The 12,884-nt window shown below is 67.1% G+C and carries 12 protein-coding genes; 4 read left to right on the top strand and 8 right to left on the bottom strand.

Annotation, left to right across the window (positions count from 1 at the left end; all coding sequences use genetic code 11):
• Nucleotides 1–160: 160 nt before the first annotated feature.
• The 6 genes from pdxS to C8D78_RS01500 all read right to left on the bottom strand — a co-directional run bounded on the left by pdxS (nucleotide 161) and on the right by C8D78_RS01500 (nucleotide 8,571).
• A complete protein-coding gene (gene pdxS / locus C8D78_RS01525; protein WP_120950116.1) occupies nucleotides 161–1,087 on the bottom strand; it encodes a pyridoxal 5'-phosphate synthase lyase subunit PdxS in 927 nt (308 codons plus the stop codon).
• 208 nt (nucleotides 1,088–1,295) lie between these two features.
• Entirely contained in the window at nucleotides 1,296–1,934 is a 639-nt protein-coding gene (pgsA, locus tag C8D78_RS01520; RefSeq protein ID WP_120950115.1) for a phosphatidylinositol phosphate synthase, read from the bottom strand.
• Complete coding sequence (locus C8D78_RS01515; RefSeq protein ID WP_120950114.1) at nucleotides 1,927–2,547, bottom strand: HIT family protein; 621 nt, start codon at nucleotides 2,545–2,547, stop codon at nucleotides 1,927–1,929. The genes pgsA and C8D78_RS01515 overlap by 8 nt, the downstream gene beginning before the upstream one ends.
• 19 nt (nucleotides 2,548–2,566) lie before the next feature.
• On the bottom strand, nucleotides 2,567–4,576 hold the full coding sequence (thrS, locus tag C8D78_RS01510) for a threonine--tRNA ligase (protein ID WP_120950113.1): 2,010 nt from the start codon (nucleotides 4,574–4,576) through the stop codon (nucleotides 2,567–2,569).
• A 147-nt stretch (nucleotides 4,577–4,723) separates the two neighbouring features.
• Nucleotides 4,724–8,236, bottom strand: a complete 3,513-nt coding sequence (locus C8D78_RS01505) for a DNA polymerase III subunit alpha (RefSeq protein ID WP_120950112.1) — start codon at nucleotides 8,234–8,236, stop codon at nucleotides 4,724–4,726.
• The gene (locus C8D78_RS01500; RefSeq protein ID WP_120950111.1) at nucleotides 8,233–8,571 is read right to left on the bottom strand and encodes a DUF6504 family protein; all 339 of its coding nucleotides are present in this window, start codon (nucleotides 8,569–8,571) and stop codon (nucleotides 8,233–8,235) included. Before C8D78_RS01500 ends, C8D78_RS01505 begins: the two co-directional genes overlap by 4 nt.
• A 178-nt stretch (nucleotides 8,572–8,749) precedes the next feature.
• Here C8D78_RS01500 and C8D78_RS01495 point away from each other — a divergent pair, with 178 nt between their 5' ends.
• The gene (locus C8D78_RS01495) at nucleotides 8,750–9,136 is read left to right on the top strand and encodes a hypothetical protein (RefSeq protein ID WP_120950110.1); all 387 of its coding nucleotides are present in this window, start codon (nucleotides 8,750–8,752) and stop codon (nucleotides 9,134–9,136) included.
• Between the two features lie 58 nt (nucleotides 9,137–9,194).
• Here C8D78_RS01495 and C8D78_RS01490 read toward each other — a convergent pair whose 3' ends face one another.
• Both C8D78_RS01490 and C8D78_RS01485 read right to left on the bottom strand, forming a co-directional pair.
• Nucleotides 9,195–9,521 carry a chorismate mutase gene (locus tag C8D78_RS01490; RefSeq protein WP_120950109.1) on the bottom strand — a complete coding sequence of 109 codons (327 nt, stop codon included), beginning with the start codon at nucleotides 9,519–9,521 and terminating at the stop codon, nucleotides 9,195–9,197.
• Between the two features lie 81 nt (nucleotides 9,522–9,602).
• Nucleotides 9,603–10,349, bottom strand: a complete 747-nt coding sequence (locus C8D78_RS01485) for an SOS response-associated peptidase (RefSeq protein ID WP_120950108.1) — start codon at nucleotides 10,347–10,349, stop codon at nucleotides 9,603–9,605.
• 335 nt (nucleotides 10,350–10,684) lie between these two features.
• Here C8D78_RS01485 and C8D78_RS01480 point away from each other — a divergent pair, with 335 nt between their 5' ends.
• The 3 genes from C8D78_RS01480 (at nucleotide 10,685) to C8D78_RS01470 (ending at nucleotide 12,815) form a co-directional block, all read left to right on the top strand.
• Nucleotides 10,685–10,942: a mycoredoxin gene (locus C8D78_RS01480; protein ID WP_120950643.1), complete on the top strand. Its 258-nt coding sequence runs from the start codon at nucleotides 10,685–10,687 to the stop codon at nucleotides 10,940–10,942.
• A gap of 146 nt (nucleotides 10,943–11,088) precedes the next feature.
• Nucleotides 11,089–12,174, top strand: a complete 1,086-nt coding sequence (locus C8D78_RS01475; RefSeq protein ID WP_120950107.1) for an S-(hydroxymethyl)mycothiol dehydrogenase — start codon at nucleotides 11,089–11,091, stop codon at nucleotides 12,172–12,174.
• A complete protein-coding gene (locus C8D78_RS01470) occupies nucleotides 12,171–12,815 on the top strand; it encodes an MBL fold metallo-hydrolase (protein ID WP_120950106.1) in 645 nt (214 codons plus the stop codon). Before C8D78_RS01475 ends, C8D78_RS01470 begins: the two co-directional genes overlap by 4 nt.
• Nucleotides 12,816–12,884: the final 69 nt, after the last annotated feature.

The raw sequence follows: 12,884 nt of genomic DNA, 5'->3' as shown, positions 1-12,884 counted from the left end.
GCCGGCGTCGTCGTTAGCAGCTGGCGACTATCGCGCCAAACTCTCTTGGCTTAATAAGAGAGGGTGCAGAGGCTCCATTGGCGAGGCGCCTCGGCGCCGAGTCTGTGGAGAAGCAGTCGAACGGCAGAGGATCGGCGCCGTCCGGCGCCCCCAACGCGAGTTACCAGCCGCGCTCGGCCAGGCGGTGCGGCTGCGGGATCTCGTCGACGTTGATGCCGACCATGGCCTCGCCCAGGCCGCGGGAGGCCTTGGCGATCTCGTCCGGGTCATCGTAGAAGGTGGTGGCCTTCACGACGGCGGCGGCACGCTGCGCCGGGTTGCCGGACTTGAAGATGCCGGAGCCGACGAACACGCCGTCGGCGCCCAACTGCATCATCATCGCGGCGTCGGCCGGGGTGGCGATGCCGCCGGCGGTGAACAGCACCACGGGGAGCTTACCGGTGGCGGCGACTTCCTTGACCAGTTCGTACGGTGCCTGCAGTTCCTTGGCGGCGACGTAGAGCTCGTCCTCGGCCATGTTGGCGAGCTTCTTGATCTCGGCGCGGATCTGGCGCATGTGCGTGGTGGCGTTGGAGACGTCGCCGGTGCCGGCCTCACCCTTGGAGCGGATCATCGCCGCGCCTTCGTTGATGCGGCGCAGGGCCTCACCGAGGTTGGTTGCACCGCAGACGAACGGAATGGTGAAGTTCCACTTGTCGATGTGGTTGGTGTAGTCGGCCGGGGTCAGGACCTCGGACTCGTCGATGTAGTCAACGCCGAGGGACTGCAGGACCTGCGCCTCGACGAAGTGGCCGATCCGGGCCTTGGCCATGACCGGAACGGATACGGCGGCGATGATCTTGTCGATCATGTCGGGATCGGACATGCGGGACACGCCGCCCTGGGCGCGGATATCGGCGGGAACGCGTTCCAGCGCCATCACGGCCACGGCACCGGCGTCTTCGGCGATGCGGGCCTGCTCGGCGTTGACGACGTCCATGATGACGCCGCCCTTGAGCATCTCCGCCATGCCGCGCTTGACGCGGCTGCTGCCCGTGACGTTCTTCGCGGACGAGCCGGCTTCGCTGCTTACATCAGGTGTAGACACAAAAACCCCTATGGGTAGATAGATGACCTCGCCGGGGCGCGGACAGCACGTTCATGCCGTGTCTCGCACACACCGGATTACCGGATCCATTGGCCGGTAAAGCTAATACTAGCCCCCGGCCGGGGCGCCGCAGAATTCTGGTTACAGCAACCGAATCCCGCCTGGCGGCGGGCATTCGGCCCGGCCTCCGTTGCGACGCGTGGCGCCGTCAGGCAGCCCGTTCGGAGGCGGTGCCGTCAGGTTCCTCCAGCGACTGGCGGTGGACGGTCGCGATCCGCTGGATCACTGTCACCAGGCTCGCGGTTGCGAGCAGGCACAGCGTTACGAGCAGCACGACCGGGGTCAGGCCCAGTCCGGTGAGACCCGTGACCACCAGCACGGACACCAGGCGCTCGGCCCGCTCGGCGATGCCGACGTTGGCCTGGAAACCGAGCGCCTCGGCCTTCGCCCGGGCGTAGGAGACAACCATGCCCAGCACGAGGCAGACGACGGCGGCGATGGCGATCGGCGGATTGGTGCCGCCCGTGAAGAACCAGACGGCGACGCCGGCGAACAAGGCGCCGTCGGCAACGCGGTCCAGGGTGGAGTCCAGGAAGTTGCCCCACCGTCCGCCGCGGTGCTGCATCCGGGCCATGATGCCGTCAACGACGTCGGAGAAGATGAAGGCGGTGATGAAGACGGTTCCCCAAAACAGCTGCCCGAGCGGGTAGAAGACCAGGGCGCCGACCACCACCCCGAGCGTGCCGACGATCGTGACCGCGTCCGGAGAGACGCCGATCTTCAACAGCCAGCGGGCAACCGGAGAAAACAGGGCGGTGAAGAACCCGCGCGCGTGCCGGTTAAGCATCCTGCTCCCCGGCTGCGTCCTGCCGCGCTGGAATTTCCTGCGGCCAGGCGTCGGCCACCTGCTGGCGGACCTCGCCGAGGGTCTGCGTGACCGCCTTGGTCTGGGCAATGATGGGGAAGAAATTGCCGTCCCCGCCCCAGCGCGGCACAACGTGCTGGTGCAGGTGTCCGGCAATGCCCGCCCCGCCGGTGACGCCCTGGTTCATCCCGAGGTTGAAACCGGTGGGGTTGGCGACCTTGCGCAGCACCCGCATGGCGGTCTGGGTCAGTTCGGCGAATTCCGCCGTTTCCTCGACCGTGAGATCCGTGTAATCGGGGATGTGCCGGTAGGGGCAAATCAGCAGGTGCCCGGGGTTGTACGGGAAGAGGTTCAGCACCACATAGCTCGTGCGTCCCCGGTACACGATCAGGGATTCCTCGTCCCCCCGCTCGGGCGCGGCACAGAACGGGCAGTCATTGGGGTCCTTGAACTGGTGCTGGCCCCCCTTGATGTACGCCATCCGGTGCGGGGTCCACAGACGCTGGAAAGCGTCCGGGACCCCGGCCAGGCCGAAGTCGTCCGTCACGGCGTGGTCGCCCGGATACTCCGGCCCGGCCCCTGTGGATTCCTGCACGAACTGCCCTTCCGTTGGCCTAGCTGGTCCGGTTGCGCACGGCGTCGACGATCCGCTGGACAGCCTCGGCGACGGGCACGCCGTTGTCCTGGCTGCCGTCCCGGAAGCGGAAGGAAACCGCGCCGGCCTCGGCGTCGTCACCGCCGGCGATCAACACGAACGGGATCTTGTCCTTGCTGGCCGTGCGGATCTTCTTGGGGAAGCGGTCCGAAGAGATGTCCACTTCGGCGCGGATGCCGGCGGCCTTGAGCTGTCCCACGACGTCGAACATGTAGTCGTTGAAGGCCTCCGCCACCGGGATACCCACCACCTGCACGGGCGCCAGCCAGGCGGGGAACGCGCCGGCGTAGTGTTCGGTCAGCACACCCATGAACCGCTCCACGGAACCGAACAGGGCGCGGTGGATCATCACCGGCCGCTGGCGGGTGCCGTCGGCGGCCTGGAACTCGAGCTCGAAGCGCTCGGGCAGGTTGAAGTCCAGCTGGATGGTGGACATCTGCCAGGTGCGGCCGAGCGCGTCCTTGACCTGGACCGAAATCTTGGGGCCATAGAACGCGGCTCCGCCCGGATCCGGGACGAGCTCCAACCCGGAAGCTTCGGCCACCTCGGCCAGGGTGCGGGTGGCCTCCTCCCACACGGCGTCGTCGCCTACAAACTTGTCCGGGTTCTTGGTGGAGAGCTCGAGGTAGAAGTCGTCCAGGCCGTAGTCCTTGAGCAGGCCGAGGACGAAGTTCAGCGTGGTGGTGAGCTCGTCCTTCATCTGCTCGCGGGTGCAGTAGATGTGGGCGTCGTCCTGGGTCATGCCCCGGACGCGGGTCAGCCCGTGCACCACGCCGGACTTCTCGTAGCGGTAGACCGAGCCGAATTCGAAGAGCCGCAGCGGCAGTTCGCGGTAGGACCGGCCGCGGGACCGGAAGATCAGGTTGTGCATGGGGCAGTTCATCGGTTTGAGGTAGTAGTCCTGGCCGGGCTTGCGGACCGTGCCGTCCTCATTGAGTTCCGCGTCGATGTGCATCGCCGGGAACATGCCCTCGCGGTACCAGTCCAGGTGGCCGGAAACCTCGTACAGGTGACCCTTGGTGATGTGCGGGGTGTAGACGAACTCGTAGCCGGCATCAACGTGGCGCTGCCGTGAGTAGTCCTCCATGGCCTTGCGGATGATGCCGCCCTTGGGGTGGAACACCGGCAGGCCGGAGCCGAGCTCGTCCGGGAAGGAGAACAGGTCCAGTTCGGCGCCGAGCTTGCGGTGGTCGCGGCGCTCGGCCTCGGCGATGCGCTCCTGGTAGGCCTTGAGCGCGTCCTTCGTGGGCCACGCGGTGCCGTAGATGCGCTGCAGCTGCTGGTTGTTCTGGTTTCCCAGCCAGTAGGCTGCCGAGGACCGGGTCAGCGCGAAGGCGTTGGAGATCAGCTTGGTGTTCGGCAGGTGCGGGCCGCGGCACAGATCGCACCAGACGCTGTCCCCGCTCTTGCGGTCCACGTTGTCGTAAATGGTGATGTCGCCGGCGCCCACTTCGACGCTAACGCCCTCGCCGGCCTCGGCGGCGGCGTTCTTCTTGCCCAGGAGTTCGAGCTTGTAGGGCTCGTCCTTCATTGCAGCGCGGGCCTCGTCTTCGGCGACCACCCGGCGCACGAACTTCTGGTTCTGGTTGATGATCTTCTGCATCATCTTTTCGAGCTGGCGGAGATCTTCCGGTGTGAAGGGTTCCGCGACGTCGAAGTCGAAGTAGAAGCCGTCCGTGATGTAGGGCCCGATGCCGAGCTTCGCGTCGGGGCGCAGCTGCTGCACGGCCTGGGCCATGACGTGGGCGGTGGAGTGGCGCAGGACGTTGAGCCCGTCCGGGGAATCGATGGTGACGCCCTCCACCGTGGCGTCCTCGGGGAGGGGCTGGTCCAGGTCCTTCAACTCGCCGTTGACGCGGGCCACAACGACGTCGCGGCGCTCAAAGAAGAGTTCCGCGCCGGTGGTCCCGGTAGTCACCTTGGTCTCTTCGCCGTCGACGAGAAGGGTGATCTGCTGGGCATCTGACACGGGTGTCTCCTATTCAAAGTTAAGGCTTCGTAGCTTGTGGCGTACGGGGACCACAGCCAGCCTCGTCCATGCTATCGGTTTCTCCGGAGGCCAACCAACGCGCCACGGCCCGGCCGCAACGCAGCGCCGGCCGCGCCCGGGACAGGGTCAGCCGCCCAGCCCGGTGATGGCGAAGTTCCTGCTAATCCCGTCCAAGGGGCCGGGCAGGGGGCCGGGCAGGCAGGGCTCGTGCTGACCGGCGCCCCCGGATGCCGTTTCAGGGAAGGGCAGAGTCTCCGGCCGGCTGAGGTCCCAGGCCATGTTGGCGCTGATACTGATCCCCCGCGGCCCGGTCCGGCGGGTGGTGCCGCGGATCAGCAGCAGGCGGGTGCCAAAGAGCAAGGAACCGGCTTGCTCCTGTGCCTCGTGGAAGAAGACCGAATCCACACAGCCGGTGCCGTCGTCGACGCTGATGAACACCACCCGCCTCCCGCCGCGCATGGGCGGGGTCTGGGTTGCCACCCGGACCCCGGCGACGAGCACTTCGGTGCCGTTGCGCAGCCCCAGCAGCCTGTCCGCCGTGGTGACGCCCAGCCGGTCAAGCAACGGACGGTGGCTGGTCATGAGGTGCTCGCTGACGTCCACGGCCATGAGGTCCAGCTCCGCCCGGACGTTGTCCACCATGCTGGGCGCGGGGAGCACCGCCTTGAGGTTCTTCAGCTCCACGTCCCCCAGTGGCAACGCCAGCTGTCCCTCGATGACCTCAATGCCTTTCCGCTGGGGCCGGGCTTGGAGCTTCTGCAGGTGCTGGACCAGGTCCGCACGGTTGGCGGCTCCCCCGGATGCCCTGTGCAGGGAATCGAAGGCGCCCAACTGGGCCAGCCGCTGGATGCTCGGCCTGCTCAGCCGAGACCGGGCGCGCAGGTCCGCCAGGGAATCGTAGGGCTGGCCGGCCACAATCCGTTTCAGCTCGGCGCCGGAGAGGCCGAAGATGCCGTTCAGGCTCAGCCGGATGCCCAGTTTGCCCCGGTCCGGCCCGGATTCCACCCGCTCCACCCGGTATTCCGCCTGGCTCCGGTTGATGTCGAGGGCAAGGATGGGGATGCCCAGCCGGCGGGCCTCGGCGACGAGCAGGCGCTTGGGGTACATGCCGGGGTCGTGCTCCCAGAGCCCGGCGAGGAACGCCTCGGGGTGGTGCGCCTTGAGCCAGGCAGACTGGTAGGTGGGCACGGCGAAGGCGGCGCCGTGGGCCTTGCAGAACCCGAAGCTGCCAAAGGCCTTCAGCGTGCCCCAGACCTTGTCCACCACCTCGGGACTGTAATGCCGGGCCCGTGCCTCCTTCCGGAAGAACTCCTCCACCTGCGCTTCCAGAACCTCGTTGCCCAGCGCCCGGCGGAATTCGTCGGCGCGCGCCAGCCCGCACCCGGTCATGACGTCGAAGGTCTTGAGGATTTGTTCGTGAAAAACCGTGACCCCGTGGGTCTCCTTCAGGACCGGCTTGAGGTCCGGGTGCGGGTAGACCTCGGGGGCGAATCCGTGCCGGTGCTCCAGGAAGGGCCGGACCATGTCCGATTTCATCGGGCCGGGGCGGAACAGCGAGATGTCGATAATGAGGTCGTTGAATTCCCGGGGCGCCATCTTGCCTATCAGTTCGCGCTGGCCCGGGGATTCGATCTGGAAGCAGCCCAGGGTGTGGGTGCTGCGGATCAGTTCAAAGGTGGGTTCGTCATCCAGCGGGACAGCATTGAGGTCGATGTGCCCGTCCTCGGCGATGTAATCCGGGCCCGCCCCGTCCGGGCCGGCCGGGTGCGCGCCGGCGGCCACCACCTCGGCCTTGGAAGGGTGAAGCCGGATGACCTCCCTGACAGCGAAGGCCATGGCGCTTTGCATCCGGACGCCAAGGACATCGAGTTTGAGCATGCCCATGGGGTCCATGTCGTGTTTGTCGAACTGGCTCATGGGCAGGCCCAGGCCGCTGGGCTGTACGGGGGTGCGGTCAAGCAGGGTGGCGTCGCCGAGGATGACGCCGCACGGGTGCATGGAAATGTGGCGGGGCAGCCGGTCCAGCCGTTCCGTGAGGTCCACCAGCAGGTCCAGCTGCTGGTTTTCGCCGAAGCCGCGCTGATCCACCCGGTCCGCGAATTCCTTCAGCTCGGGTTTCTCCACGAGGGCTTCGCGGAAGTGCCGGGCCGAGAACCGCCACAGCTGCTTGGCGATTTCCCCGATCTCGCCGTCGTCCATCCCCAGGGCCATGCCGGCGTCACGCACGGCACCGCGAGCGCGGTAGCCGTTTTGCATGCTCATCAGCGTGACGCGTTCGGCTCCGAAGCGCTCAAAGATCTTCCGGTAGACGTTGTGCCGTTCGGCGCTTTCGACGTCGATGTCAATATCCGGGAGGGTGGCGCGGTCACGGGAGAGGAAGCGTTCGAAGATGAGGTCGTGCTGGAGCGGGTTCACCTGGCTGACGTCGATCAGGTAGTTGACCAGGCTGGAGGCGCCCGAACCGCGGGCGGCCGCCCGGACGCCCATGGCAAGGATCATCCGGGAGACCTCGGCGACGGTCAGGAAGTAGGAGGCGAAGCCCAGCGAGTCGATGATCCTTAGCTCGTGCTCCAGCCGGTTCCGCATCTGCTGTTCCCGTTCCCCGGAGATTCCCGGGAACCGGCGGCCGATGCCGGCCTCACAGCGCAAGGTCAACTCTGCGAGCGCGTCCCCGTCGATTCCGATCACGGACGCTTCCGGGACAACGGGCTGTTTCCAGCCCATGTCTGCCACCGGATCCATGCGGCAACGGTCCGCGAGCGCCTCGGTCTGGGCGAGGAGCCGCTTGAGGTCTGCCGTGCCGTACCCGGCGGCGTGGATGATCTCCTTGCCCAGTTGCAGCATCCGGGACGCCGATTTGAGCCAGCCCTGCCCGTTGGGCTGCAGCAGCGGGGCGGCGGAGAGCTCGTGGAGGGATTTGAGGGTGCGGGCCGAGTCCAGGACATCGGCGGTGGCTGCGCCGTCCTCGGCGACATACCGGACGGCGTTGGTCAGCACGGCGGGCACACCGTGTTCTGCGGCGAGTTTGAGCATGCGCACCGCATGGGCGGTGCTCAGCGGCTCCCCCGGCGGGCTGAGCTGGGATACCACCTCTGCTGCCAGCGTTCCGGGCGGCATGGCATCCAGCCAGCGTTTGAACAGGGTGCGGGGCCGCAGGTACCGCCGGCCGCCCATGGCACGCCCGACGTCGGAATCAGGGCCGATCAGCACCGTCAGGACCGGCTGGAGGGTTTCCGGGTGCAGCGTGCGGGAGGCCAACTCGGCCCGGGTGACGGCCACCGGCACCGCTCCCTGCGCCTTGCCCGTGGTGCGGGCGTGGGCGTCGGAGATCAGCCGGCACAGCGCCCGGTAGCCGGCGCCATTGTTGTGTCCGTGCGCCAGCACGACCACGCGTCCCCCGAGCTGGGTGCGGAGGTCGCCGTCGTCGTCAAAGACCGCAAGCTCCACCCCGACGATCGCATCCAGCCCGGCGGCCATGCACGCCTTCAGGTGTTTGACGGTGCCGTACAGCCCGTCACGGTCTGTGCAGGCCAGTGCGGTGGCACCGTCGGCGGCCGCGGCCGCCGCCAGTTCCTCCGGCCAGGAGACGCCATAGTGGGCGCTGAAGGCGGTGGAGACGTGCAGGTGGGTGAAGTTCATGCTGTTCCGGTCTTCCGGAGGGGCTGCAGGGCGTCGTGGATCCTCACCAGCCGCCAGCGGCCGCTGCCGACGTGCCGGCTCAGGTCAAGGGTGAGGACCGTGTGGTCCGCCGCGTCCTGCCCGGCGGCACGCACCTGAATCCGCCAGATCTCATGGTCCACCAGGCCCGGGCCGCTCCCGAGCGGCGCCCGGCTTTCCTCCGTCCACCACTGGCGGCGTTCATACCAGCGGACCGGTTCCGCGCACACCGTGTACTGCCGGCCCGCCCAGTGAAGGCGCAGGGGCAGCCCGGACGGAGTGCAGGCGACCTCCACGGACTCGCTAAACATCCCCATACTGCCTCCCGCGCGTCCGCATGCCACCAGCCCGTCGCTTGCCGGCATTCCCTGTTGAGAACTTATGTTCACACCCAAAATTCGAACATATATTCGAATAAAACCAGTCTACGTCGGAGAGGCGACAAAACCCAGATCAGGGGTGGACGGACGCAGGTGCAGGTAGCAGGATTGAGCCATGAGCTCCCACAACGCACTCCTGAAGCACGTAAGCATCGCCGCCAAAGATTCAATCTTGGTGGCGACTTTTGATATAGACGGAAACATTCCCGGCCAGGGTGCCTACGTGGTGGGGCTCCTGGCCGCTACCCCGGACTATTCCCATCAGCGCAGAATGGGGATCGAGTTCATGAACGGCGAGGCTGTGTCTTTCTACTGCTTCAGCCATGACGGCACCGAGGAAAATTTCGATCTCAAGGGCGTCGAGCACTCGGGCAACACCATTACCGGCCGCTTCCCGCTCACGACCGTGCTCGGTCTGCCGAAGGGGCATCTCATGACGGCGTTCAGCGACGCCGACGGCCGCGAGTACCAGGCCAACGTGCCTGTGGAAGAGTCCCTCTAACCCCCAGGGGCGGGCCCGGCGGCGACCAAGGTCCGCGGGTCTTAGCCGGCAGGGAGCCTTAGCTGCCGGCTTTGTATACTTCGAGTTCCAGGGCGGTGAAAGCCTCCACCATGGCGCGGTAGGTCTTCTCGACGATCTCGGGGTCGATGTCTTTCCTCTCCGCGGTGGCCCTGACGTGTTCGATCACGCGCTCCACGCGGCCCGGCGCACGCACTTCCGCACTGTCCGCCTTCAGGGTGCCGGCGATTCTGATCAGGCGCTCCCGGCGGCCGATCAGCGCCACAATCTGCTCATCCACCTCGTCCACTGCCACCCGCACAGCTGCGAGCTGTGCCTTGTCGGCCTGGGCGTCTTTGTCGTATCCGTGATTTGTGGACATGTCCATGACAGTATCCAAAGAAGCCGTCGCGAGTCGACTCCAACTCCTGGGCCGTCCGCCTCCGGGCGGGTCCTGACCCCTGGGATCTTAGAACAGGCTCCCAACGGGCTTAATGAGGTCGGCGGAATCGTTCTTCACATTTCCGACGGCGGTTCCGACGGCGTCGATTGTCCAGCCCTCCGCAACATCGTGCGCCCCCGCGCGGACCAGGTCCACCAGGGCCGCGGCGTCCCCGGCGTCCGGTTCCAGCCAGGCCTGCATCGTCTGGCGGCTCATCGGCAGCGGAACCCTGTCATGCAGAGCAGTCAACTCTGCCAGCATCCCCCCGGCGTAGCCCTCCGGCGGGGAGTCGGTGGTCATGATCGAGGTCGAAAGCATCCAGCGGTGCGGGTCGCCGTCGGCCTTCGTCGGGTCCTTCCACCACTCGTACAGCCCGGCAAACACGATCGGGGCGCCGTCGCGGGGGTGCACATAGTACGGCTGCTTGCTGCGTCCTTCGCCCTTCCACTCGTAGTAACCGTCTGCGGGGACGGCGCAGCGGCGGGAACGGGTCGCCTTCCGAAAGGCGGGCTTCTCCAGCACGCTCTCGCTGCGGGCGTTGATCATCTTCGACCCGATGCCCGGGTCCTTCGCCCAGGACGGAACCAGGCCCCAGCGCGCAATGTGCAGCTGCCGCACCGGTGCGCCGTCGATGAGCCGTTCAAGCAGGATGGGCACGTCCGCCGTCGGGGCGACGTTCCACGACGGCGGGATCACGATCTCTTCTTCGAGCCGGGCATCGAACTCGGCCAGAAGGTCTCCGACGGCCCGGGCCATCACGTAGCGTCCACACATGCCCCCAGCATGCCACCGCACCTATCCCATGTCATCCGCGCCGCCGCCGTGCCCGCCGAGGGTCGCCGGGGTCGCCGGACACGTGCGGAGTCGGGCCGCCGAGGTCGCCGGACACGTGCGGAGTCGCCGGAACTTTCCGGCGACCCCGCAGCTTTCCCGCGAATTGGGGTCCGACGCCGCCCTGCTCCCCAGTGGCCGCAGTGGCCGCAGCAGACCGCCGTGGACCGCCGTGCGGGAATAGCGCGCTGCGCTGTACGGTTATTGAAGTGATGTATGACTTCAGCGGGGACCCGGCGCTCCGGGCCGGCCCCGACCACCAGCTTGAGGAGAACTTCGTGGACTTTACCCCCGAAATCGGCACCGTCACCATGTTTTCGACCACGTGGTGCGGCTACTGCACCCGGCTGAAGAAGCAGCTGGACGCGCAGGGCATCGGCTACACCGAGATCAACATCGAGGAAGTCGAAGGCACCGCCGATCTCGTCGAGCAGCTCAACGGCGGCAACCGCACTGTCCCCACCGTGCTGTTCCCCGACGGCACGGCCGCCACGAACCCCTCCGCGGCCGAGGTCAAGAGCCGGCTCGCCGCCTAGCCCTTCCTCCCGAAAACGACAGCAAACCACGACGGCGCGGCCTCCCAAGGGCCGCGCCGTCGCGCGTTGTGCCGATACGTTGTGCCGATAAATTGTGCAGATAAATTGTGCGGGTACCCCGCGTTCAGAGCAGAGGAGCTTTATCCATGGTCCATAAAGTCAAAGGCGCCGTAGTCCGTTCCAAGAATGCTGACGTCACCCTGGAGACGATCCTGGTGCCGGATCCGGGCCCCGGCGAGGCCCTGGTGGACATCCTCACCTGCGGTGTCTGCCACACCGATCTGCACTACAAGCAGGGTGCTATTAACGATGACTTCCCTTTCCTGCTCGGCCACGAGGCCACCGGCGTTGTCAGCGCCGTGGGGCCGGACGTCACTGAGGTTGCCCCCGGCGACCGCGTGGTGCTGAACTGGCGCGCCGTCTGCGGCGAGTGCCGGGCCTGCCGCCGCGGTGAGCCCCAGTACTGCTTCAACACCCACAACGCGACCCAGAAGATGACGCTGGAAGACGGCACGGAGCTGACCGCCGCGCTCGGCATCGGCGCCTTCGCCGAAAAGACCCTTGTGGCGGCCGGTCAGTGCACCAAGGTGGACCCCGACGCCGACCCTGCCGCCGTCGGCCTGCTCGGCTGTGGCGTCATGGCCGGCATCGGCGCCGCGATCAACACCGGAAACGTCCAGCGCGGCGATTCGGTTGCCGTGATCGGCTGCGGCGGGGTTGGCGTGGCGGCGGTCGCGGGCGCGGTGCTTGCCGGCGCCACCACCGTGATCGCCGTCGACATCGATGCCAAGAAGCTCCAGCGCGCCAAGGATCTCGGCGCCACCCACACGGTGGACTCTTCCGCCGTCGACCCGGTCGAGGCGATCCGGGAACTGACCGGCGGCTTCGGCGCCGATGTGGTGATCGACGCCGTCGGCCGCCCGGAAACGTACAAGCAGGCCTTCTACGCCCGCGACCTCGCGGGCACCGTGGTCCTGGTCGGCGTGCCAAGCCCCGAAATGACCCTTGAGCTGCCGCTGCTGGATGTGTTCGGCCGCGGCGGCTCGCTGAAGTCGTCCTGGTACGGCGACTGCCTGCCCTCGCGCGACTTCCCCATGCTCATCAGCCTTTACCGGCAGGGCAAGCTGGACCTCGACGCCTTCGTGACGGAACGGATCACCATCAGCCAGATCGAAGAAGCCTTCGGGAAGATGCACGCCGGAGCGGTGCTGCGCTCGGTGGTGGAGCTGTGAGCATCAGGATCGACCGGCTGGTCACCGCCGGGACGTTTTCGCTCGACGGCGGAACCTGGGACGTCGAGAACAACGTGTGGATCGTCGGGGATGACGCCGAATGCGTCATCATCGACCCCGCCCACGATCCCGCTGCCGTGGCCGCCGCCGTCGCGGGCCGGAAGGTCACGGCCATCCTGCTCACGCACGGCCACGATGACCACATCCGCGCCGTCGGCGAGGTCCGGACGGCCGTAAACGCCCCCGTGTACCTGAACCGGGAGGACTGGATGCTCTGGGAGCGGGTCTTCCCCGGGACAGAACCGGACCGCGACATCGCCGACGGCGACACGTTCGACGTCGGGGGCGCCACCCTCGTCGCGCTTCACACCCCCGGCCATTCACCCGGGTCCGTGTGCTTCCTGCTGGCGGGCGAAGGCACCGAATCTGACAGCACCGTGTTCAGCGGCGACACCCTGTTCCAGGGTGGGCCGGGGGCCACGGGGCGTTCCTTCAGCGACTTCCCCACCATCATCGAGTCCATCCGGAACCGGCTCCTGCCGTTGCCCGGGGACACGGTGGTACGGACCGGCCACGGGGATCCGACCACGATCGGAGCGGAATCCCCGCACCTTGAGGAATGGATCGCGCGGGGACACTGACGGCGTCCAGGCACGGGGCTGATCCGGTGGCCCGGTCCGGACTTCCGGATCGGGCCTCCCGCCAATAGG

Origin of the sequence: Arthrobacter oryzae, assembly GCF_003634095.1 — a bacterium.
Classification (GTDB): Bacteria; Actinomycetota; Actinomycetes; order Actinomycetales; family Micrococcaceae; genus Arthrobacter; species Arthrobacter oryzae.
Note: the sequence above shows the minus strand (reverse complement) of the source record. Positions and strands in the feature narration are given on the sequence as shown.

Excerpts from the sequence above, each read along its gene's own strand:
- C8D78_RS01500 (WP_120950111.1), bottom strand. The coding sequence starts at position 8,571 with ATGGGGATGTTTAGCGAGTCCGTGGAGGTCGCCTGCACTCCGTCCGGG.
- pgsA (WP_120950115.1), bottom strand. The coding sequence starts at position 1,934 with ATGCTTAACCGGCACGCGCGCGGGTTCTTCACCGCCCTGTTTTCTCCG.
- C8D78_RS01505 (WP_120950112.1), bottom strand. The coding sequence starts at position 8,236 with ATGAACTTCACCCACCTGCACGTCTCCACCGCCTTCAGCGCCCACTAT.
- C8D78_RS01495 (WP_120950110.1), top strand. The coding sequence starts at position 8,750 with ATGAGCTCCCACAACGCACTCCTGAAGCACGTAAGCATCGCCGCCAAA.
- C8D78_RS01490 (WP_120950109.1), bottom strand. The coding sequence starts at position 9,521 with ATGGACATGTCCACAAATCACGGATACGACAAAGACGCCCAGGCCGAC.
- C8D78_RS01485 (WP_120950108.1), bottom strand. The coding sequence starts at position 10,349 with ATGTGTGGACGCTACGTGATGGCCCGGGCCGTCGGAGACCTTCTGGCC.
- C8D78_RS01475 (WP_120950107.1), top strand. The coding sequence starts at position 11,089 with ATGGTCCATAAAGTCAAAGGCGCCGTAGTCCGTTCCAAGAATGCTGAC.